20 protein-coding genes and 1 riboswitch are annotated in these 21,925 nt (G+C 65.6%); of the genes, 5 read left to right on the top strand and 15 right to left on the bottom strand.

Features of this window, described 5'->3' with window-relative positions:
- Positions 1-85 precede the first annotated feature (85 nt).
- The 4 genes from MUN23_RS17920 to MUN23_RS17905 all read right to left on the bottom strand — a co-directional run bounded on the left by MUN23_RS17920 (position 86) and on the right by MUN23_RS17905 (position 2,385).
- On the bottom strand, positions 86-328 hold the full coding sequence (locus tag MUN23_RS17920; RefSeq protein WP_056349097.1) for an RNA-binding protein: 243 nt from the start codon (positions 326-328) through the stop codon (positions 86-88).
- A 1-nt stretch (position 329) separates the two neighbouring features.
- The gene (gene rpsP, locus MUN23_RS17915) at positions 330-746 is read right to left on the bottom strand and encodes a 30S ribosomal protein S16 (RefSeq protein WP_056349101.1); all 417 of its coding nucleotides are present in this window, start codon (positions 744-746) and stop codon (positions 330-332) included.
- 212 nt (positions 747-958) lie between these two features.
- Positions 959-1,396: a hypothetical protein gene (locus MUN23_RS17910; protein ID WP_248760155.1), complete on the bottom strand. Its 438-nt coding sequence runs from the start codon at positions 1,394-1,396 to the stop codon at positions 959-961.
- A gap of 113 nt (positions 1,397-1,509) precedes the next feature.
- Positions 1,510-2,385, bottom strand: a complete 876-nt coding sequence (locus MUN23_RS17905) for a VOC family protein (RefSeq protein ID WP_248760153.1) — start codon at positions 2,383-2,385, stop codon at positions 1,510-1,512.
- Between the two features lie 155 nt (positions 2,386-2,540).
- Positions 2,541-2,648, top strand: a riboswitch (TPP riboswitch).
- Between the two features lie 39 nt (positions 2,649-2,687).
- On the opposite strand from MUN23_RS17905, the gene thiC reads away from it, so the two are divergent.
- On the top strand, positions 2,688-4,457 hold the full coding sequence (gene thiC / locus MUN23_RS17900; protein ID WP_305886569.1) for a phosphomethylpyrimidine synthase ThiC: 1,770 nt from the start codon (positions 2,688-2,690) through the stop codon (positions 4,455-4,457).
- Between the two features lie 4 nt (positions 4,458-4,461).
- Here the strand turns inward: thiC and MUN23_RS17895 are convergent, their stop codons facing one another.
- Positions 4,462-5,196 carry an alpha/beta hydrolase gene (locus MUN23_RS17895; protein WP_248760151.1) on the bottom strand — a complete coding sequence of 245 codons (735 nt, stop codon included), beginning with the start codon at positions 5,194-5,196 and terminating at the stop codon, positions 4,462-4,464.
- Between the two features lie 103 nt (positions 5,197-5,299).
- The gene (gene ffh / locus MUN23_RS17890) at positions 5,300-6,880 is read right to left on the bottom strand and encodes a signal recognition particle protein (protein ID WP_056349117.1); all 1,581 of its coding nucleotides are present in this window, start codon (positions 6,878-6,880) and stop codon (positions 5,300-5,302) included.
- An 88-nt stretch (positions 6,881-6,968) separates the two neighbouring features.
- Between ffh and MUN23_RS17885 the strand changes: the two genes are divergently transcribed.
- Entirely contained in the window at positions 6,969-8,372 is a 1,404-nt protein-coding gene (locus tag MUN23_RS17885; protein ID WP_248760149.1) for a glucose-6-phosphate dehydrogenase, read from the top strand.
- Positions 8,373-8,501: 129 nt separating this feature from the next.
- On the opposite strand, the gene MUN23_RS17880 is transcribed toward MUN23_RS17885, so the two are convergent.
- Positions 8,502-8,840 (bottom strand): P-II family nitrogen regulator, encoded by a 339-nt coding sequence (locus MUN23_RS17880; protein ID WP_056349123.1) that lies wholly within the window; start codon positions 8,838-8,840, stop codon positions 8,502-8,504.
- Positions 8,837-10,186: an ammonium transporter gene (locus tag MUN23_RS17875; RefSeq protein ID WP_248760147.1), complete on the bottom strand. Its 1,350-nt coding sequence runs from the start codon at positions 10,184-10,186 to the stop codon at positions 8,837-8,839. The genes MUN23_RS17880 and MUN23_RS17875 overlap by 4 nt, the downstream gene beginning before the upstream one ends.
- Positions 10,187-10,412: 226 nt before the next feature.
- Between MUN23_RS17875 and MUN23_RS17870 the strand changes: the two genes are divergently transcribed.
- Positions 10,413-11,654: an MFS transporter gene (locus MUN23_RS17870; RefSeq protein ID WP_248760145.1), complete on the top strand. Its 1,242-nt coding sequence runs from the start codon at positions 10,413-10,415 to the stop codon at positions 11,652-11,654.
- 87 nt (positions 11,655-11,741) lie between these two features.
- Here MUN23_RS17870 and ftsY read toward each other — a convergent pair whose 3' ends face one another.
- From ftsY to coaD, 7 genes are all read right to left on the bottom strand, one after another.
- Positions 11,742-12,950, bottom strand: coding sequence for a signal recognition particle-docking protein FtsY (gene ftsY, locus MUN23_RS17865; RefSeq protein WP_248760143.1), 1,209 nt, complete (start codon positions 12,948-12,950; stop codon positions 11,742-11,744).
- 55 nt (positions 12,951-13,005) lie between these two features.
- Positions 13,006-16,596 carry a chromosome segregation protein SMC gene (gene smc / locus MUN23_RS17860; protein WP_248760141.1) on the bottom strand — a complete coding sequence of 1,197 codons (3,591 nt, stop codon included), beginning with the start codon at positions 16,594-16,596 and terminating at the stop codon, positions 13,006-13,008.
- A 141-nt stretch (positions 16,597-16,737) separates the two neighbouring features.
- Positions 16,738-17,685, bottom strand: coding sequence for a bifunctional DNA-formamidopyrimidine glycosylase/DNA-(apurinic or apyrimidinic site) lyase (gene mutM, locus MUN23_RS17855; RefSeq protein WP_248760140.1), 948 nt, complete (start codon positions 17,683-17,685; stop codon positions 16,738-16,740).
- 8 nt (positions 17,686-17,693) lie between these two features.
- Entirely contained in the window at positions 17,694-18,434 is a 741-nt protein-coding gene (gene rnc, locus MUN23_RS17850; protein WP_248764127.1) for a ribonuclease III, read from the bottom strand.
- A 21-nt stretch (positions 18,435-18,455) separates the two neighbouring features.
- Positions 18,456-18,659 (bottom strand): 50S ribosomal protein L32, encoded by a 204-nt coding sequence (gene rpmF / locus MUN23_RS17845; RefSeq protein ID WP_160671781.1) that lies wholly within the window; start codon positions 18,657-18,659, stop codon positions 18,456-18,458.
- Positions 18,660-18,695: 36 nt separating this feature from the next.
- The gene (locus MUN23_RS17840; RefSeq protein ID WP_082576166.1) at positions 18,696-19,220 is read right to left on the bottom strand and encodes a DUF177 domain-containing protein; all 525 of its coding nucleotides are present in this window, start codon (positions 19,218-19,220) and stop codon (positions 18,696-18,698) included.
- Between the two features lie 136 nt (positions 19,221-19,356).
- Positions 19,357-19,857, bottom strand: a complete 501-nt coding sequence (coaD, locus tag MUN23_RS17835) for a pantetheine-phosphate adenylyltransferase (RefSeq protein WP_248760138.1) — start codon at positions 19,855-19,857, stop codon at positions 19,357-19,359.
- Between the two features lie 43 nt (positions 19,858-19,900).
- On the opposite strand from coaD, the gene MUN23_RS17830 reads away from it, so the two are divergent.
- Both MUN23_RS17830 and MUN23_RS17825 read left to right on the top strand, forming a co-directional pair.
- Positions 19,901-21,130: an aminotransferase class I/II-fold pyridoxal phosphate-dependent enzyme gene (locus tag MUN23_RS17830; RefSeq protein WP_248760136.1), complete on the top strand. Its 1,230-nt coding sequence runs from the start codon at positions 19,901-19,903 to the stop codon at positions 21,128-21,130.
- Positions 21,130-21,918 carry a spermidine synthase gene (locus MUN23_RS17825; protein ID WP_248760134.1) on the top strand — a complete coding sequence of 263 codons (789 nt, stop codon included), beginning with the start codon at positions 21,130-21,132 and terminating at the stop codon, positions 21,916-21,918. The genes MUN23_RS17830 and MUN23_RS17825 overlap by 1 nt, the downstream gene beginning before the upstream one ends.
- Positions 21,919-21,925: the final 7 nt, after the last annotated feature.

The raw sequence follows: 21,925 nt of genomic DNA, 5'->3' as shown, positions 1-21,925 counted from the left end.
TCCACGGTCTTGTGGTGAAAGCACTCCGGCCCCTCCACCGTTGCTGGTGGAAGGGCCGGAGCAAAAAACTGATGTTGCCGAGCGCTTAGCGGCGGCGGTCGGTGTCGACGACGTCGACCCTGACCGGCTCGCCGTCTGCCAGTGCCGCCACAACGGTGCGCAATGCCCGTGCGGTGCGACCCTGGCGGCCGATCACCCGTCCCAGGTCATCCTGATGAACACGAACCTCGAGGGTGTCCCCGCGGCGGTTGTTCTTCGAGCTGACCTTGACATCTTCCGGCGAATCAACGATTCCCCGGACGAGGTGTTCGAGCGCTTCTGCCAGCAATCTACTCAGCCTCGGTGGTCTCTGCCTCGGCCGGGGCCTCGGCTGCGTCAGACTGCTTCGACTTCTTGGTGATGGCTTCCGGGATGATCACGGAACCCTTTTCCGGGGCAACAAAGGCAGCCTTCGGAGCTTTGGTCTTCAGGGTGCCTTCCTGGCCCGGCAGGCCCTTGAACTTCTGCCAGTCACCGGTGATCTTCAGGATCGCGGCAACCTGCTCGGACGGCTGTGCGCCGACGCCGAGCCAGTACTGGGCACGGTCCGTGTCCACCTCGATGTATGAGGGCTCTTCGGTGGGGTGGTACTTGCCGATCTCTTCGATGGCACGGCCGTCACGCTTGGAGCGTGCGTCCATGACGACGATGCGGTAGTACGGTGCGCGCATCTTGCCAAAGCGCTTAAGGCGAATCTTTACGGCCACTTTTGTGGTCACTCCTGTTTCAGAAAAGGGGTGAACCGACGTTCTGCACCCGTGGGGCGGGCCATACTTGAGGGTTCGAAGGACAGGATCCGGACGCGGAGAGAGGGGCCACGCAGATCGAGTACCTGTTTATTGTGCCAGATCAGCGTCCGGATTTCGACTTGACACGTCGGGATGGGGCAGCCGGGCGGACCCGGCGGGCCACGGCCGGCCTACGACGACCAGACATACACGCCGGTGCGTGCGGCGTCATCGACGGAGTTGGCAAGCTCAGCGAACTGCTGGACATACGTCCGGGCCTCGGCTGCGCCGAACGGCATGTCATCCTGGGCGGCCCACTTTTCAGCGACGTCGTCCAGGACATTGCCTTCGCCTTCAGTCTCGTAGCTGAGCAGGTCGGCGAGCGCACGCACCATGGCACGCGGGACCCCGAGGAGGGAATCACTGGCCACGTCAACCATGGCCAGTTCGTAGTCCGCGCCACCGGCGTGCACCGCAACGCCGGCAAGATCGCCAAGCTGCTCGATTTCGAAATCGCTGATTCCGGGAATCCGCAGGGCCTGGCCCGCCGGGGAGCCGCCTGCATCCAGGACGTCCGCCCGCTTCAGCGCGGCATCGTGAGTGGAAACAAAAATTTCAGTGAAGCCCATGGGAACAGCCCTCATTCCGTCGACGGTGCGGCCTGGAAGGGCAGCAGCAAGTGCCGCCCCGGCCGTTCAGAATCAGCCTAGTACAAGGCAGGCCGCACATTTGGCATCCGCACTCAGCGGACGGCGACACGGATATTGTTGCGCCACGGGTCCTCGAAGCGAAGCTCGGCGCCCGTGTGGTGCGAGGCCACACCGGCGACCTTCAGGCGGTCGGCGAGCGCTCCGACGTCATCCCCGGAAGGGACCTCGATGAGCACTTCACCGAGGCCCAGGGTGTCCTTGCGGGGACCGGCTCCGCGGCTGTTCCAGACGTTCATGGCCATGTGGTGGTGATACCGGCCCGCAGAGACAAACAGCGCCTGCCCGTGCCAGCCGGCGGTCTTTTCGAAGCCCAGCGTGCCCACGTAGAAATCGTGCGCTGACTGGACGTCGCCCACCTGGAGGTGGACGTGGCCCACTCCGGCTTCGCTGGCCCGCTGGCCGGCCACGGATTCCTGGGTCAGGTGCTGCTCGAGGAAGCGCTGCGGCGGCAGTGCCAGGCTGTCCATCACTACATCCTTCCCGTTCCAGGACCAGTTTTCGCGGGGCCTGTCCCAGTACAGTTCGATGCCGTTGCCTTCGGGGTCATTGAAGTAGAAGGCCTCGCTGACGAGGTGGTCGGCGCTGCCTGTGAAGGACCGGGGTTCGTACTGGGCGGCGGTGGCTACCGTGGCGGCCAGCGAAGCCTGGTCGTCAAACAGCAGTGCGGTGTGGAACAGCCCGGCCTCTCCCCTGCCAGGCAGATTCAAGGACGGGGCGGCCGCGAGATGGACCAGCGGGCGTTGAAGGCGGCCAAGATAGACGCCGCCGTCCTGTTCCGCGACGACCTCAAGGCCGAGCGCACGCTGGTAGTAGCCGGTCATCAGCTTCATGTCGCCCACCTTCAGCATCACGGTGCCCATGGAGAGGTCGGCGGGAAGGAGATCCCGGCTGGTGGCTTCTGCAGTCATTTGAACACTCCCGGTCCGTTGGCCTTCGGATGGAAGGCGGCTATGGCTCCAATTTACTTGAAGCTTCAATTTGATTCAAGTGGCGGAGCAGACAGATTGCGACCGCTTTCCCGTGATTGCTGTCACCAATCCACCCTCGGCCTGTGGTAGCTTCGACTTGACCACACGGGAGCCCTTGCAGGGGCTGAGATCGGGCTGACGCAGCCTGCGACCGTTGAACCTGTCCGGGTAATGCCGGCGAAGGAAGTGAGTATTCATTGAATACACAAGAAACACAGCTGATCCCTGCCCAAAATGCCGACGTGGATCAAACGCTCCAGCCTGAAACCCAGTCACTGAAGTCCCACTCGCTGGCGTTTATCCACGATGAGGCCACCGGGATCCGGGTTCCCGTGACCGAGATCGCCCTCGAACCGTCGCCAAACGGCGAGGCGAACGGGCCTTTCCGGACCTACCGCACGGCGGGACCGGGCAGCGATCCGGTGGTGGGCCTCAACCCGTTCCGCTCAGAGTGGATCGCCGCCCGCGGAGACACCGAGCCCTACAGCGGCCGGGAGCGGAACCTGCTCGACGACGGCAAGTCGGCCGTGCGCCGCGGCGCAGCCTCTGCGGAGTGGAAGGGCGCCCAGCCGGTGCCCCGCCGCGCCGTCGGCGGCCGGACCGTCACCCAGATGCACTACGCGCGGCAGGGCGTCATCACCCCCGAGATGCAGTTCATCGCCCTCCGTGAAAATTGCGACGTGGAACTGGTCCGCAACGAGGTGGCGGCCGGCCGGGCCATCATCCCCAACAACATCAACCACCCGGAATCCGAACCCATGATCATCGGCAAGGCCTTCCTGGTGAAGATCAATGCCAACATCGGCAACTCGGCCGTGACCAGCTCCATCGCCGAGGAAGTGGACAAACTCCAGTGGGCCACGCAGTGGGGAGCTGACACGGTGATGGACCTGTCCACCGGCGATGACATCCACACCACCCGGGAATGGCTCATCCGCAACTCTCCCGTGCCCATCGGTACGGTGCCCATCTACCAGGCGCTGGAGAAGGTCAACGGCGAGGCCAACGCCCTGACGTGGGAGATCTACCGGGACACGGTCATTGAGCAGTGCGAGCAGGGCGTGGACTACATGACCATCCACGCCGGCGTGCTGCTGCGTTACGTGCCGCTGACGGCCAACCGCGTCACCGGCATCGTCTCCCGGGGCGGCGCGATCATGGCCGGCTGGTGCCTGGCCCACCACCAGGAGAACTTCCTGTACACGCACTTCGACGAGTTGTGCCGGATCTTCGCCAAGTACGACGTCGCGTTCTCCCTGGGCGACGGACTGCGCCCGGGAGCGACGGCGGACGCCAACGACGCCGCCCAGTTCGCCGAGCTGGACACCCTGGCCGAACTGACCCAGCGGGCGTGGGAATTCGATGTGCAGGTCATGGTGGAAGGTCCCGGGCACGTCCCGTTCCATCTGGTGCGGGAGAATGTGGAACGCCAGCAGGAGCTCTGCAAGGGCGCCCCGTTCTACACCCTGGGGCCGCTGGTTACTGATATTGCCCCGGGCTATGACCACATCACGTCCGCCATCGGCGCCACGGAAATCGCCCGGTACGGCACGGCAATGCTTTGCTACGTCACGCCCAAGGAACACCTAGGCCTCCCGAACAAGGACGACGTGAAGACCGGTGTGATCACGTACAAGATCGCCGCCCACGCAGCAGACCTTGCCAAAGGCCACCCCGGCGCCCATGAACGGGATGATGCCCTGTCCAAGGCCAGGTTCGAGTTCCGCTGGCGCGACCAGTTCGCGCTGTCCCTGGACCCGGTCACGGCGGAGGCCTTCCATGACGAGACGCTGCCCGCCGAACCGGCCAAAACCGCCCACTTCTGCTCCATGTGCGGCCCGAAGTTCTGCTCCATGAAGATCAGCCAGGACATCAGGGACGAATACGGTTCCGCCGATTCGCAGGCGGCCATCGCCGAGGCCTACAGCGGGATGCGCGAAAAGAGTGCGGAGTTCCTGGCCGCCGGCGGCAAGGTCTACCTCCCCGAGCTTCGGACCCCGGCCGGGAGCTGACGGCTCAGGAAGCCTGAACCGAGCGTGACCTGCCGACGTCGGCGATGAAGGACCGGATGGCACGGTCACCTTCGGCAGAGTCCTGGGGCCGGTGTCCTCCCGCAGCGATGCGGTGCAGGGCACCGGTTTCCTGCAGATATCCGGCGATCTCCTCGTAGAGCGGTTCCCACCCACCCGTCAGGACCAGCGTGGGGACGCCCGGAACAATATGCAGCGGGGCCTCCCAGGACGGCGCCTGCAACCGGAGCCGGCGCGCCGACCGCTTTTCCTCCGGCGTGGCGGGCTCCTGCAGGTCCGCCGCGAACATTCGCCGCACGAACTCCCGCTGGAAGTCTTCATCGCTGAGCTGGTGCCGGACGTCGAACAGCGGTTGCATCAGGGCGCGGTGTGCGGCCGTGGCCGGCAGTTCGGCGGTCAGGGACAAACACGCCGGTTCTACCAGCGTGAGGGAAAACACCAGATCGGGGCGTTCGACGGCAGCCATCATGGCCGCAATCGCGCCCTCGGCGTGGGCAACAACATGGCCCCCGGCGGCCCCGCGACCGTCATCGGCAAGTGAGCGCAGGATGATGGCGGTATCTTCGGAGAACGAGGACTCCACGGGTTCAGCGACGGGATCAAAGCCGTGCCGCCGCAGGAACAGGGCGTCGTACGTCAGGGCCATTCCGTGCTGGCGGGGCCACGCCGCGGCACCGAACGGTCCGGCGCCGTGCACGAACACTACCCGCTGTTTGAACATGACCCAACCCTATTCCACGGCACCGACATCCCAATTGGGCAGCAGCCAGTGTCGTTATGAGTGCCCACAACGACGCCTGCTGCTACCCAGTCGGGAGCGGTGGTTACTTGCCGAGGAACTTGTCGAATCCCTTGGGCAGGTTCAGCTGCGACGGGTCGAAGTCGCCGCCCTGCTGGCCGAACGCTGCCCCCGTGGGGAGCGCCTTCGCTGCCCCGGCCCGCCGGGCCTCGGCGTCCTTCAGCTCCTGGGCAGCCTTGGCAGGGTTGCCTGAGCGGGCCTTCTTCTTCGGGGCGTTCTTGCCGCCCTTCCGCGCACCGCCGGGGCCGCCCATGCCAGGCATCCCGGGCATTCCGGGCATGCCGCCGCCCTGGGCCATCTTCTTCATCATCTTCTGGGCCTGGCCGAAGCGCTCCAGCAGGCCATTGACCTCGGAGACATGCACGCCGGAACCCCGGGCAATGCGTGCCCGGCGGGAGCCGTTGATGATCTTCGGGGCGACGCGTTCGTGCGGCGTCATGGAACGCACGATCGCTTCGACACGGTCGATCTCGCGCTCGTCAAAGTTCTCCAGCTGCTCGCGGATGTTCTGCGCGCCGGGCATCATCATGAGCATCTTCTTCATGGAGCCCATGTTGCGGATCTGCTGCATCTGGGAGAGGAAGTCATCCAGGGTGAAGTCTTCCTGGTCGGCGAATTTCTTCGCCATCCGGGCGGCTTCGTCCTTGTCCCAGTTCTTTTCGGCCTGCTCAATCAGGGTGAGGACGTCACCCATGTCCAGGATGCGGGAGGCCATGCGGTCCGGGTGGAACAGCTCAAAGTCATCCACGCCTTCGCCGGTGGAGGCGAACATAACCGGCTTGCCGGTGACCGACGCAACCGAGAGTGCGGCACCGCCGCGTGCGTCGCCGTCGAGCTTTGACAGCACGATTCCGGTGAAGTTCACACCCTCGTCAAACGCCACAGCCGTGTTCACGGCGTCCTGCCCGATCATGGCGTCGATCACGAACAGCACTTCATTGGGGACGATGGCGCGGCGGATCTCGCTCGCCTGCTCCATCATCTCGGCGTCAACACCGAGGCGCCCGGCGGTGTCAACAATCACGACGTCGTGCAGCTTCTGGCGCGCTTCCTCAACGCCGGCGCGGGCGACGGCGACCGGGTCACCGGCCGGGTGCTCCAGTTCCGAAGTGGCTCCGGGGTGCGGCGCGAAAACGGGCACGCCGGCGCGGTTGCCGACAACCTGGAGCTGGGTGACGGCATTGGGCCGTTGGAGATCACATGCCACCAGCAGGGGGCTGTGGCCTTGGGCCTTGAGCCATTTGGCGAGCTTGCCCGCCAGGGTGGTCTTACCGGCACCCTGGAGGCCGGCCAGCATGATGATGGTGGGACCGGTCTTGGCCAGGCGGATCCGGCGGGTCTCGCCACCGAGAATCTCAACGAGTTCCTCATTGACGATCTTGACGATCTGCTGGCTGGGGTTCAGCGCCCCCGATACCTCTGCCCCGAGGGCACGCTCGCGGACGCGGGCCGTAAACTCACGCACCACGGGCACGGCGACATCGGCATCCAGGAGGGCGCGGCGGATCTCCCGGACTGTGGCATCGACGTCGGCCTCAGTGAGGCGGCCCTTGCCACGGAGATTCTTGAAGGTTGCTGTCAACCGGTCAGAGAGTGAATTGAACACGCGCCGCGCACTTCTTTCAGTGGATTTACAGGGGGGACTCGACTATCTAGGGTACCAAGCCGGGCTTGCCGGATGGCATGCTGGCAGGGTGACCAGCCAAACAAGTGTAAAAACCCTGCTCATTCTGGGTGCCTCAGGCGATCTGACCGGCCGCCTCCTGCTCCCGGGACTGGCCCGGCTGGTGGCGAGCGGCCGCGCCGATGGCCTGGCCCTGGTGGGCGCCGGCTCCGATGCCTGGACGCCGGACCAGTGGCGGGCCAGGGTCCACGAGGCCTTTGCCCCCGCCGCGGAGGCCGCCGACACGGCTGGAAAAAAGGCCCTCACCGCCATGGCTAAGGCCACGGCTTACCACCAGCTTGATGTTACGGCGGACGGAGCCCTCGCGGCACTGTTGGCCGGACTGGAAGGCCCCACCGCGATCTATTTTGCGTTGCCTCCCCGTGTCAGCCAGCTGGCCTGCGAGTCGCTGCACAGTGACCAGGTTCCGGCCGGAACGCGGCTGGTCATGGAGAAGCCCTTCGGCTCGAGTGAAACCTCGGCCCGTTCCCTCAATCACACACTCGCCGCGCTGGTGCCGGAGGACCACATTCACCGGGTGGACCACTTCCTGGGCAAGGCGACGGTGCTCAACATCCTGGGCCTGCGCTTTGCGAACAATTTCCTGGAACCCGTCTGGAACCGCGAGCATGTGGAGAAGGTCGAGATCATCTTCGACGAGGACCTGGCACTGGAGGGAAGGGCGCGGTATTACGACAACGCCGGCGCCCTGCGTGACATGATCCAGAGCCACCTGCTGCAGATCATGGCCCTGATGGCCATTGAGCCGCCGGCCACCATCGGGGAGCGGGACCTCCGGGACGCCATCGCCGCCGTGCTCCGCGCCAGCAGCATCAGCGCGCCGTATGCGAACTCCACCCGCCGGGCCATCTATACGGCGGGTTCGATTGCCGGCCGGAGCGTCCCGGACTATGCGCAGGAAGAAGGGGTGGACGCAGCCCGCGGGACAGAGACCCTGGCGGAAGTCCGGGTGGACATCGACAACTGGCGCTGGAAGGGGGTCCCGTTCATCCTGCGGTCGGGCAAGGCCCTCGGGGTGAAACGCAAGGAAGCCGTGGTCACGTTCCGCCCTGTCCCGCATCTGCCGGCAGGATTCACCGGCGTGGACTCCCCCAACCAGCTGCGGATCGGGTTCGGACCGGATACCCTGGCGTTCGACGTCGACGTCAACGGCCCCGGCAGCATCTTCAGCCTGAGCCGGACAACGCTGAATGCGGAGCTCAGCGCTTCTGAGCTGCTGCCCTATGGCGAAGTGCTGGAGGGCGTCCTGAGCGGCGATCCGTTACTCTCGGTGCGCGGCGACACGGCGGAGGACTGCTGGCGGATTCTTGAGCCCGTGCTGAAGGCCTGGCAGCGGGGCACGGTGCCGCTGGAAAAGTACGACGCCGGTTCGGCCGGACCCGCCGGATGGCCGGGTTCCGCGCCGGCTGGCTAAGTGCTGGCTGGCTGAGCGGCGGCTCTGTAGGCCCCAACAAACAGAGCGGGCAGGGAGCCTTTTGAGGTTCCCTGCCCGCTCTGTCGTGTGGAACAGTCTGCTTTGCCGATCAATCAGCTTCCGGAACTGCTAGATGGCGGCGACGCCGCGTTCTCCCGTGCGGACCCTGACTGCTTCGAAGACGTCCACGGTCCAGACCTTGCCATCGCCCGCGCGGCCCGTGTTGGAGCTGGCGATGATGACGTCGAGGATGTCATCTGCCTGTTCGTCCGTGGCGAGGACTTCAACCCGGATCTTGGGCAGGAGGTCCACGTTGTATTCAGCCCCGCGGTAGACCTCTGTGTAACCTCGCTGGCGGCCGTAGCCGCTGGCCGCGCTGACCGTCAGCCCCTGGACGCCGTAGGACTCCAGGCCTTCCCGGATGGCTTCGAGCTTCTCCGGGCGGACGATAGCTGTGATCAGTTTCATGCTTCCACGCTTTCCTTGCCCGCTGCCGGTTCGGTCTTCTTGGCGCCGACTGCTCCGCCGTCAGTGGCCGTTCCCTTGCCCGTGATCAGTTCGTGGAGCGGCTGGAAGCTCCCGCCGTGGCCGCCCACTCCGAACTCGTACGCCGTCTCGGCGTGGAGGCTGAGGTCAACACCAACAACTTCCTGCTCCTGCGAGACGCGGAAGCCCATGGTCTTGTGGATGGCGTAGGCGATGATCGCCGTGAGGATTGCCGAGTACGCGATGGCGATGCCTGCCGCTGCGAGCTGGGCCCAAAGCTGGGCCGGACCGCCGCCGTAGAAGAGGCCGCCGCCCACACCGTCGGTGGGGAGTGCGATGAAGCCCAGGGCAACCGTTCCGATGACGCCGGAGACCAGGTGCACGCCCACAACATCCAGGGAGTCATCGAAGCCCCAGCGGAACTTGAGACCGACGGCCAGGGCCGAGGCGACACCGGCGATGACGCCGAGTCCCAGAGCGCCCACCGGGCTGACGTTGGCACAGGCCGGGGTGATGGCGACCAGGCCGGCAACCACACCGGAGGCAGCACCAAGTGAGGTGGGGTGGCCATCGCGGATGCGTTCGGTGACAAGCCAGCCGAGCATTGCCGCGGCCGGGGCTGCGAGGGTGTTGACCCAGATCAGGCCGCCCTGCTCAGCAGTGGTGGCCGCGCCGCCGTTGAAGCCGAACCAGCCGAACCACAGGATGGCTGCACCGAGCATCACAAACGGGATGTTGTGTGGGCGGTGGTTGGGGTCCTTGCCGAAGCCGCGGCGGTTGCCGATGATCAGGACCAGGACGAGGGCTGCCACACCGGCGTTGATGTGGACCACGGTGCCGCCGGCGAAGTCGATGGCCGGGCCGAGGGCCTGGCCAATGGCGCCTTCAGGGCCGAAGAGGCCGCCGCCCCAGACCATGTAGGCCAGGGGGCAGTAAACGAGGGTGACCCAGACGGGGACGAAGAGGGCCCAGGCGCCGAACTTGGCGCGGTCAGCGATCGCGCCGCTGATGAGGGCGACGGTGATGATGGCGAAGGTGGCGGCGTAGCCGACCTTGATGAGCCCGTCCGGTGTGGTGATGCCTTCAAGGCCGAAGGTGGCGAACGGGTTCCCGACGATTTGCAGGAAGCCCTCGCCGGAGCTCATCGAAGCGCCCCAGAGGACCCAGACCACGCCGACCATGCCGATGGAGATGAAGCTCATCATCATCATGTTCAGTGCAGCTTTGGCGCGCGTCATGCCGCCGTAGAAAAATGCCAGACCTGGTGTCATGAACAGCACGAGTGCTGCTGCCACCATGAGCCATACGTGACCTGCGGTAAGTTCCATGGTGCACGTCCTCCCTATGATCGATGCTGCGGAATGCTCCGCCTTACTAACGCCTTTTGCGTCCTGCATCGAGTCTGTCGCTGCAGTGTTTCGCCCGCAGAGGATTTACATTGCCGGCTTGTTACAACAACCTCCCGGAAGTAAATGGTGCATATCTGGCTTGTTACGGTTATGTTTCACCACTGCCGCCGGCCACTCGGCTGCCTACTTCGCAAGGAACCCGCCCATGACGGCACCATCACGCGTGAGCCGCGCCACAACGCGGATCTTGTCCGTTATCCGCCCGCAGAGGCCCACGCTTCCGCGCGACATCAAGGTGATGCTCGCTGCGGCGTTCCTGATTGCCCTCGGTTTTGGGCTGGTGGCACCGGTCTTGCCCCAGTTCGCCACCACTTTCGATGTCGGGGCCACAGCCGCCGCCGTGATCGTCAGCATCTTCGCCTTTATGCGGCTGGTGTTCGCGCCGGCAGGCGGGGCCCTGATTGGCCGATGGGGTGAGCGGCCCGTATATGTGGCGGGGCTGCTGATTGTGGCGGTATCAACGGCGGCGTGCGCTTTTGCCCAGGACTATTGGCAGCTGCTGGTCTTCCGGGGGCTCGGCGGCGTCGGCTCGGTGATGTTCACGGTGGCCTCCATGGCCCTTGTGGTGCGGCTGGCGCCGCCGGAAAGCCGGGGCAGGGTATCCGGCGCTTACGCGTCCGCGTTCCTGATCGGCAGCGTCCTGGGCCCGGTGATAGGCGGGCTGCTCGCCGGATTCGGCTTGCGGGTGCCGTTCCTTTGCTACGCCGCCGCGCTGATCCTTGCTGCCGCGGTGGTGCAGACCCAACTCAGCCACGCGCCGTCCGCGGACCGGTCCACAGTGGGCCGCGCCCCGGACATGCGCTTCGCCGAGGCCTGGGGAGTTGGTGTGTACCGCTCGGCGTTGCTGTCCAGCTTCGCCAACGGCTGGGCCACATTCGGTGTGCGGATGGCCACCGTCCCGCTGTTTGCCGTTGCTGCGCTGGGTGCCGGTCCCGAGGCCGCCGGTCTTGCGCTGGCCGTCTTCGCCGCGGGCAATGCCGCCGCACTGACGTTCTCCGGCCGGCTGGCGGACAGCCTGGGCAGGCGGCCGTTGATGGTCGTGGGGCTCCTGGTCGCCGGGCTCGCCACGGCCGCCATCGGCTTCACGTCCCACCTGGGCTGGTTCCTCGCCGCATCGGTTGTGGCCGGGGTGGGGTCCGGCCTGCTGGGACCTGCCCAGCAGGCCGCAGTCGCGGATGTCATTGGCAATGAGCGGTCCGGCGGGCGGGTCCTGGCGGCCTACCAGATGACCTCGGACGTCGGGGCCATTGCCGGACCGGTGCTGGTGGGCGTCCTGGCGGACCGGCTGGGCTACGGCTGGGCATTCGGCGTCACCGGCGGTGTGCTGGTGCTCGCGGCGGCCTGCTGGTCCGTGACGCACGAGCCGCTGAAACGCATCGAGGGGTGAGGTCCCGCTGCCAAAGCCTGCGCTTAGCGGCGGGAACTCACCCCTCGATGGTGTCGACCCGGTGTAGACCCGGTGTAGACCCGGTCCCTAGTTCAGCAGGGCGTCGACAAAGCTCTCAACTTCGAACGGAGCCAGGTCATCGGCGCCTTCGCCAAGACCGATCAGCTTGACCGGCACGCCGAGTGATTTCTGGATAGCCACCACGATGCCACCCTTGGCGGTCCCGTCCAGCTTGGTCAGGACGATGCCGGTGATGTTCACTACCTCGGAGAAAACGCGGGCCTGGTTCATGCCGTTCTGGCCGGTGGTGGCGTCCAGCACCAGCAGAACCTCATCCACCTCGGCCAGCTTCTCGATGACGCGCTTGACCTTGCCGAGTTCGTCCATGAGGCCGGTCTTGTTCTGCAGGCGGCCCGCCGTGTCAATCATGACAACGTCGACTTCCTGCTCAATGCCCGCCTTGACCGCCTCATAGGCGACGGACGCCGGGTCCGCGCCGTCGACGTCGGACTTCACGGTGGGAACACCCACACGCTGGCCCCACGTGGCCAACTGCTCCGCGGCTGCCGCGCGGAACGTGTCCGCCGCGCCCAGCAGGACGTCCTTGTCCTCGGCAACGAGCACGCGGGCGAGCTTGCCCACGGTGGTGGTCTTGCCCACGCCGTTGACGCCTACCACCAGCACGACGGCCGGCTTGTCCGCGTGCCGGTCGGTGCGCAGGGCGCGGTCCATCGTGGGATCCACGAGCTTGATCAGTTCCTCGCGGAGCAGTGCCTTGACCTGCTCAGGGGTCCTGGTGCCGAGCACTTTCACGCGCTCCCGCAGGGCGTCGACCAGCTGCATGGTGGGTTCAGTGCCGAGGTCGGCCAGCAGGAGGGTCTCCTCCACTTCGTCCCAGACGTGTTCATCGATCTTGTCGCTGGACAGCAACGCGAGCAGGCTCTTGCCGAGGATGTTGTTCGACCGGACCAGGCGCTCACGGAGGCGGGTCAGGCGGCCGACGACGGGAAGGGGCGTCTCAACCTGGATGGTTTCCAGGCCCGCGACGTCATCAGGTACATCGGTGACTTCGAGGTCTTCGAGGTCGACGCCGGCGGGAGCGTTCCGCTCGGCCGGAACCACCGCCGAGTCCTCGATCAGCGTTCCCGCGCCTTGCGAGGTGGCGGGATCGTTGGCGTCGCGCGTCCCGGGGTACTGGGTGATGTTCTTCCGCGTCTTCAACAGGACCGGGATCAGCCCGCCAATAACCGCCAGGGCAGCAACAATGGACAGAATAATGGGGAGGATGTCATTCACTCCCCTAGCTTCTCACAAACGCGGCAGGCGTTAGGGGCTGCCACCTGCGCGGACGCTAGACGTCGGCGCCCAGCCGCTGGCTGATGACGGTGGATACGCCGTCCCCGCGCATGGTGACGCCGTACAGCGCATCAGCCACTTCCATGGTCCGTTTTTGGTGGGTGATCACGATCAGCTGGCTGGATTCCCGGAGCTCTTCGAAGATGGTGATGAGCCGGCCGAGGTTGGTGTCGTCAAGGGCCGCTTCAACCTCGTCCATCACATAGAACGGCGAGGGGCGGGCTTTGAAGATAGCAACCAAAAGGGCGACGGCGGTCAGCGACCGTTCGCCTCCTGACAACAGTGAGAGGCGCTTGATTTTCTTGCCGGCAGGTCGCGCTTCGACTTCGATTCCGGTGGAGAGCATGTCCGAAGGGTCCGTCAGGACCAGCCGGCCTTCGCCGCCGGGAAAGAGGCGCTCAAACACGTGGACGAACTGGTCCCGGGTGTCCTCAAAGGCCTCGGTAAAGACCCTCTGGACGCGGTCATCCACTTCCTTGATGATGTCCAGCAGGTCCTTACGGCTGGACTTCAGGTCCTCCAACTGGGTGCTGAGGAACTGGTGGCGTTCCTCCAGGGCCGCAAACTCCTCCAGCGCCAGCGGGTTGACCTTGCCCAGGGCTGACAGGTCCCTCTCGGCTTTCCGGAGCCGCTTCTCCTGCTCCTCGCGGACAAAGGGCTTGCCTTCGGGGACCGGTGTGCCGTCGTCGTCCACGGGTGTCCGCAGTGCCGCCCATTTGTCCCCACTTTCCTCCGCGGGGACGGGCACGGGAACGTCGGGGCCGAAGTCCGCCACCAGCACGTCGGGGGTGATCCCGAGTTCCTCGATGGAACGTGTTTCCAGGGCTTCAATCCGTGCCCGCTGCTGGGCGCGGGCCAGTTCGTCCCGGTGAACCGAGTCGGTCAGCTCTGCCAGTTCGCGGGCCAGCGCATCATTGGTTGTCCGGGTCGCCAGCAGCGCACGGTCCCGCTCCTCCCGGTTCTCTTCGGCGAGGTCACGTTCATGCCGGGCCAGCTCAACAGAAACATCGATGAACCGGATTGCCAGCTCCACCGCAGCGGAGACGGCGGCCGCCCGTCGGGCCTGGATCCGACGGCGGCGCGCCCGTTCGGCTGCCTCTTCACGCGCCCGTCGTTCGGTGGCCGCTGCCCGCTCCAGCGAGAGAGCCCGGTTGCGGGTGGCGGTCAGCTGCTCTTCGGTGCTGCGCAGCGCGAGCCTCGCGTCCATCTCCGCAGCCCTGGCCAGAGATGCAGCCAATGCGAGCGCATCGCGCTGTTCGGTGGAGGGTTCCTCTTCGGCCGGCACCTCCTGCGCCGCAGCCAGCCGCGCCGCAACGGCGGCGAGCGCCTGTTCCTCGGTAACAACATTGGCCTCGGCCCTGGCCAGCGAAGTGGCCAGCCTGTCGCTTTCGCCGACGGCGCTGCGCAGGATGGAGTTCAGGTGGCCGAGCTTTTCGGCCACGGCCGCGAGCCGGGCGTCAGAATCGTGCAGGCGGCCCAGGGCAGCTTCTGCCCTCGTCCGGGCCGCGGCGCGCCGGACCTCGGCGCCGGCCAGGGCGAACCTGTTCCGTTCCAGATCCGCGGTGACACCGGCCAGCCGCGCCTCAGCGTCGTCCACGGCGGCCTGCACCTCCAGCAAGGACGGCGCCTTCGCCGAGCCTCCGGTCACTGTGAGGGCGGTAAACACGTCCCCGGCCCGGGTCACGGCTGTCAGGTCCGGGCGTTCGGCAACCAGCAGCCCCGCACCATCCAGGTCTTCAACAACTGCCACCCCGGTCAGGAGCGCGGCCACGGCGGGTGCGGTCACGCCCCCGCCGGATGCCAGGTCCACAGCCCAGCGTGCGCCTGCCGGCAAGGGTCCGCCCGTGCCGGAGTTTGCGTCCCGCATGGGCACAGCAGACGCCAGCAGCAGGGAAGCACGCCCCGCATCGTCGTCCTTCAGAAGTTGCACCACGACGGCGGCCACGGCTGGATCCCGGACCACTATCGCTTCGGAGGCGTCGCCCAGTGCCGCGGCAATAGCCGTCTCATAACCCGGCTGAATGGTGAGGCCCGAGGCAAGCGTGCCCACAACGCCATCCAGCCCGGAGTTGAGGGCGTGCGCCGCGCCGTCTTTTCGGTTAAGGCCGAGTTGCAGTGCGTCCCGTCGGGCCACGAGGGCGTCACGTTGGCGGACAGCTTCTCCCCCTGCGGAGGTCAGATCGGCAATGTCCTGGACGACGGCGTCGAGCTCTGCGCTGGCGTCCTCGTAGTCGGCGTCGAGGCTTTCCTCCCCCTCTTCGACCCCCGCCACCTGGGTTTCCAGGGCGGTGAACTCCGATTGGGCGCGGCGGCGGCGTTCCTGTCCGGCGGCGAGTGATTCCCGCAACCTGCCCAGTTCGGCCTGCGCTGATTCAACCCGCGATCTTGCCGCACCAACGGCTCCGGCAAGTTTCGCCAGGCCCTCGCGCCGGTCCGCTGCGGCCCGCAGGACGGCAGTGAGCCTTTTTTCCTCGGCAGACGCCTCAAGTTCGGCCCCGGTCTTCGCAGCCGTCGCTGAGTCCAGCGCGCTGCGCCGGTCCAGGATGTGGCGCTCCAGCTCCGTCAGCTCGTCCCGGACCCGGACGGCCTGCCGTTCCAGCTGTTCAGGATCCCTGCCCGAGTACGGTTCAGCGTCAACGGCGCCCAGCAGCCGTCCGCGTTCCTGGGCCAGTGAGCCCAGCGAACGGAGCCGTTCCCTGGAAGCGGAGAGCCGGTACCAGGTATCCCGCGCGGCGTTGAGCTTTGGCGTGGCCTCGGCGGCGAGCTGTTCCACAGCTGCCAGCTGGCGGCGCCCCTCCTCCAGCTGCTGCTCCACTACGGCACGGCGGGCCTTCAGCGCCGTTTCGTCAGCCACGTCCTGCTCGAGTGAACTCTGCTGCTGGACGAGGTCGTCGGCCAACAGCCGTGCGCGTGCGTCCCGGACATCGAACTGGACCCGCTGGGCGCGGCGCGCCACATCAGCCTGCTTGCCGAGTGGTGTGAGCTGGCGCCTGATCTCCCCTGTCAGGTCGCTCAGCCGTTGCAGGTTCGCCTGCATGGCCTCAAGCTTGCGGACCGTTTTTTCCTTGCGGCGGCGGTGCTTGAGGATCCCGGCCGCTTCCTCGATGAAGCCGCGGCGGTCCTCCGGAGTGGCGTGCAGGACCTTGTCCAGCTGCCCCTGGCCCACGATGACATGCATTTCGCGGCCCATACCGGAATCCGAGAGCAGTTCCTGGATGTCGAGCAGGCGGCAGCTGGCGCCGTTAATGGCGTATTCAGAGCCCCCGGTGCGAAAGAGGGTCCGCGAGATGGTGACCTCGCTGTATTCGATGGGCAGCGCCCCGTCAGCGTTGTCGATGGTCAGGGACACATGGGCCCGGCCCAGCGGCGGCCGCCCGGAAGTCCCGGCAAAAATGACGTCCTCCATTTTGCCGCCGCGGAGCGTTTTGGCCCCCTGCTCCCCCATCACCCAGGAGAGGGCGTCCACCACGTTGGACTTGCCGGAACCGTTCGGCCCCACCACTGCCGTGACTCCGGGCTCAAAATCGAAGGTCGTGGCCGACGCAAACGACTTGAACCCACGGACGGTAAGGCTTTTGAGGTGCAAGGTGTTTCTGGTCTCCTGAATGGCTGAAGCGGCTGCTTTGCTGCCCCAAATCTACTGCGTCCCTGCGGGTTTCCACGGATTTCCGGGTGTCTGTCCCTGCACCGGGCAGCGCCCGAACATGGCCGGCAGGGCGACGGCGGCCTACCACCGGCCGTTGCGCGGGCGCGGCTGACAGACCGGGCAGGTGTAGGACGATCGGTTCATGAACAGCTCGCGGCGGAGTATGGAGTTAATCCCGACGGCGGCGCAACGGCTGCAGGGTTTCCCTTCCCGCCCGTAGGCGTTCAGGGAGCGGTCGAAGTAACCAGAGGCCCCGTTGACGTTGACGTACAGCGAATCAAAGCTGGTACCGCCGGCGGCAAGTGCGTCCAGCATGACTTCGCGCGCGCTGGTGATGAGCCGTTCCGCGTCGCCGCGTCGCAGCGTATCGGTGGGCCTGGCGTAATGCAGTTTTGCCCGCCACAGGGACTCGTCGGCATAGATGTTGCCAATGCCCGATACGAGGCCCTGGTCCAACAGGGCGCGTTTGAGGCCCGTCTTGCGCTTCCGCAGCCGGCTGTAAAAAAGGTCAAAGGAAAACGCCGGGTCCAGGGGATCCCGGGCGATGTGGGAGGCTTCCTCGGCGATGAACGCAACGGGAGATTCCGCCTGGCCACCCGGGCCGCCGTCGTCCGTGGGAACCATGCCGGTGACGAACAATCCGCCGAAAATCCGCTGGTCCACAAACCGGAGCTGTTCAGGCATACCGGCCACGGGACTCAGGCGCAGCCTGACCTTGAGGTGTTTCTCGTCGGGCACGTCCGCGTCCTGCATCAGGAGCTGGCCGCTCATCCCGAGGTGGGCCATCAGTGCGACGGTCGGTGTGCCAGTGGCGCCGGGTGTCTCACTCAGCGGCATCCAGAGGAATTTTCCGCGGCGCACCACGTCCACAACCGTGGCACCCTGGAGGTTGCCCCTGAAATCCTCGGTGCCCAGGGTATGGCGGCGGAGGGAGCGAGGGTCCAGTACGTCCACGGATGTGATGGTCCGGCCGCGTACCCAACTCACGAGTCCGCGGCGGACTACTTCGACTTCAGGCAGTTCGGGCACGGCTCAGCCTAGACGCTGCGGGAGGACTCTGGTGATGCGTCCTCCGCTGCTGCGGCAGCCGCGGCTCCCGCTGTTGGGGAGAGTTGACGCCAGGCGTCCGCGGCAGCTTCCTGCTCCGCTTCCTTCTTGGAATGGCCTGATCCGTTGCCGTACGGTTTGCCACCGATGTTCAGGACAGCTGTGAAAGTACGGGCGTGGTCCGGCCCGGCCCCCTCAACGGCGTAGTAGATAGTGCCCATCTGCCGGCTGGCTGCCAGTTCCTGGATGCTGGTCTTCCAGTCCGTGCCGGCGCCGAGTGCGCCCGCATCCTTAAGGAGCGGCCCAATCAGGCGCATGACCAGCTGGCGGGCAGTCTCAATGTCGTTGGACACGTACGTGGCACCAATGAGTGCCTCCATGGTGTCCGCCAGGATGGAGGCCTTGTTCTTGCCCTCGGTGAGCTTTTCGCCCTGCCCCAGGTAGATATAGTCCCCGATGCCCAGGCTGCGGCCGATGCCGGCGAGGGCGCGCGTGCTGACAACCGCAGAGCGGCGTTTGGCGAGGTCGCCTTCGGGCAGTGTGGGGTTGTCCCGGTACAGGGCATCGGTCACGGAGAAGCCCAGGATGGAGTCGCCCAGGAATTCGAGCCGCTCGTTGGTGGGGATGCCGCCGTTTTCGTAGGCGTAAGAACGGTGTGTGAGAGCAAGACGAAGCGTCCCGGCGTCAATGGAGACACCGAGACGCTTCAGAAGCTCTTCAGTTGAAGACATCATGTCAGCCCAAGCGGCCGATTAGACGTCTGCTACCTTGCGGCCCTTGTACTCAAGGAACAGCGCGGTGCCAGCCGAGTCGGTAACGACCTTTGCCTGGTGCGGCAGGCTGTAGGTAACCTGGCCGTTTTCGACAGTCTTCACCAAGTGGGGGGCAGTTGCCTTCCACTGGGAGCGGCGGGAGCGGGTATTCGAGCGAGACATTTTCCGCTTCGGGACAGCCACGGCTAACTCATTTCTCTCTAGACAAACACGTACAAATCAGTTTTGCCGGTCAGGCTTAGCCAAGTCGGCTAGGGCGGCCCAGCGAGGATCTACGATCTCGTGGTGATGCCCCGGCTCGTCTTCCAGGCGGACTCCACATTCGGAGCAAAGGCCCTGGCAGTCTTCCCGGCACACCGGCTGGAACGGCAGCATGGTTACAACTGCGTCCCGCAACACCGGCTCAAGATCGATAACATCGCGCTCGACTCGATATTGCTCTTCTTCGTCTTCTTCGTCCGACAGCACAACGCCCTCGTAGAAGAAAAGTTCTTGCACATTGACCTCAAGGTCATACGCAAGGGGATCCAGGCATCTGCCGCATTCGCCTTTTACTTCGGCGACTGCGGTTCCTGATACCAGGATTCCTTCGTGTACGGCCTCAAGCCTCAGATCCAGCTCGATGTCCGAGCCTTCCTGAACGCCAATGAGTGCCACACCAAGATCACTTGGTGCGGGTACATGTTCCTTCAGTGTCCGCATGCTGCCCGGGCTGCGCCCGAGATCCTTGACGTCGAACGCCAAGGGCGAACTAGCATCTCGTTTAATGAGAACTCCTGTTGAACATATGACCGACGTACCATCTTAGCCTGAAGAACCGCAGGGACTCAAACCAGGCCTGCGAACCACAAGGCAGCGGACGTCGAAGTACCGGACTAGCCTACCCTCTTGGCGGCTGATCGGGCGCAGACCCGCCCGCGAGCAACCTTTTATGTACCGACCGGGGCACATAGTCGGACACGCTGCCACCCAGACTGGCCACCTCTTTGATCAGGGTGGATGACAAATGCAGGTAGTGCGCCTCCGCCGGCAGGAACACCGTTTCCACGCCGCTGAGCTGGCGGTTCATCGTGGCCATCGGTAGTTCGTAGTCGAAGTCTGAGGATGAGCGGAGACCTTTGACGATCGCGGAGACACCGCGCTGGCGGCAGTACTCGGCCAGGAGACCGTCGCCCACCGGTTCCACCACAATGCCTTTGAGGGATGCCAGGGTTTCGCGCGCCATATCCAGACGGTCCCCCAGGCTGAACATGTACTTCTTCGCATAGTTGGTCGAAACCGCCACGATCACCTCATCGAAGAGGCCGGCGGCACGGGCGATGACCTCGAGATGGCCGTTGTGAATGGGGTCAAAGGATCCGGGGCAGACAGCGCGTCTCATGCACCGAACCTACCGCATGGGACGGCCGGGATACCATGACTGGATGCATCCACCACGGGACCTTTCCATGCCCAGCGTGCCTGCCCCGTGGCAGCGCACCGCCTCAGGCGCCAATCTGCTGGGACCTGCCGGCCAACTGGGCGTCACCATCTTCGAGGAGATGACCACGCTGGCGGCGCAGACCGGCGCCATCAACCTCGGGCAGGGCTTTCCCGACGAGGACGGACCGCGGGAAATCAAGGCGGCAGCGATGGCCGCCATCGAGGCCGGGGCCAACCAGTACGCGCCCGGCAAGGGCATCCTGGAACTGCGTGAGGCCGTGGCTGCCCACCAGGAGCGGTTCTACGGGCTGGCCCCGGACCCGCACACAGAGGTCATCATCACTACCGGCGCCACAGAGGGGATCGCCGCAACGTTGCTGGCGTTCGTCGGCCCTGGCGATGAGGTGCTGACGTTCGAACCGTTTTATGACTCGTACGGCGCCGTCATCGGCCTGTCAGGCGCCACCCACGTCACCGCCCCGCTGCTGGCCCCCGACTTTTACCCGGACATGACGGCCATGGAGGCGGCCTTCACCGACCGCACGAGGGTGGTGCTGTTGAACAACCCGCACAATCCCACCGGCGCCGTCTTCCCCCGCCATGTTCTGCAGCGCGTCGTTGAGCTTGCCGCAAAGCATGACTGCCTCATCATCACCGACGAGGTGTACGAGCACCTCACCTTCGGCGCCAGGCACATTCCTGTCGCCACCCTGCCGGGTGCAGCGGAGCGGACGATCACCATCTCGTCCGCCGGAAAGACCTTCTCCTTCACTGGCTGGAAGATCGGTTGGCTGACCGGCCCGGACCATCTGGTGGCGGCTGTCCGGACGGTGAAGCAGTTCCTGACTTACAGCTCCGGGACACCGTTCCAGGCGGCCATTGCCGCCGGCCTGGCACTGCCGGATGAGTTTTACCAGGGCGTTGCGGCAACTCTCCAGAAAAAACGGGACATCCTCAGCGAAGGCCTTCGCGCCGCAGGATTCGACGTTTACACGCCGCAGGGAACCTATTTCGTCAACGTGGACACCGCACCCCTCGGCATTGGCGACTCCGTGGACCTGGCCCGCAGGCTGCCCGGGCTGGTGGGAGTGGCCGCGATCCCCGTCCCCGTCTTCTGCCACCCGGAGGGCGCGGAACGGACACGGAGCCTGCTCAGATTCGCGTTCTGCAAGAAAGTGGAGCTCCTCGAGGAAGCCGCCGCCAGGCTGGCGACCCTCAGCGGAAAGCTCTGATGGCGGAGCCCGGCGGCACACGTTCCACGCGGTTCCTGCGGACCACGGGACAGCACGCGTCCATCGAGCCCGATGCTTTCACCGACGGCGGCTACGTCCTGAGCATCGGCGGGGCCGAGCAGTCCCATGTTAACCTGGCGCATCCTGAGGAGATCTTCTACGAGTACCTGCGACGGATCGGCCACATTGTGGACCTCGCGGCTCCCGAAGGCCGGCCAATCACTGCGCTCCATCTTGGGGCCGGAGCCCTGACCCTTGCGCGCTACATCCAGGCGACGAGGCCCGGATCCGTCCAGTATGCGGTGGAGCTGGAACGCGAGCTCCTCGACTTTGTCCTGCAGCAACTCCCCCTGCCTGACGGTACCGAGCTGCACACTGTCATCGGCGATGCCCGCGACGCCCTGGCGGACCTGGACGCGGAACTTCTGTTCGACGTCGTGATCCTGGACATCTTTTCGGGTCCGGAAGCCCCGGCCCACATCGCCTCTGAGGAGTTCTACCAGGAGGCCCGTGCACGCCTTGCACCGGAAGGCTTGCTGATCGTCAACGTGGGCGATGAACCCGGCCTGACCCTGGTACGAAGCCAGGCCGCCGCCATGCGCCGCGCCATGACCGACGTGGCGGCCTTCGCCGAAACCGGGATGTTCGCGGGCCGCTACCCCGGCAACATCATCCTCGCCGGAACGCAAACGCCCTGGCCCGAAGCCTGGACAGCCGAATTGACGTCACGCGGCCCCCACCCCGCGGAGGTTCTCGCCGGCGTGGACCTGGATAAGCTGGCCGGCTGAGCCGCAG

Source organism: Pseudarthrobacter sp. SSS035, from assembly GCF_023273875.1.
GTDB lineage: Bacteria > Actinomycetota > Actinomycetes > Actinomycetales > Micrococcaceae > Arthrobacter.
This window is presented reverse-complemented; position numbering and strand designations above follow the sequence as displayed.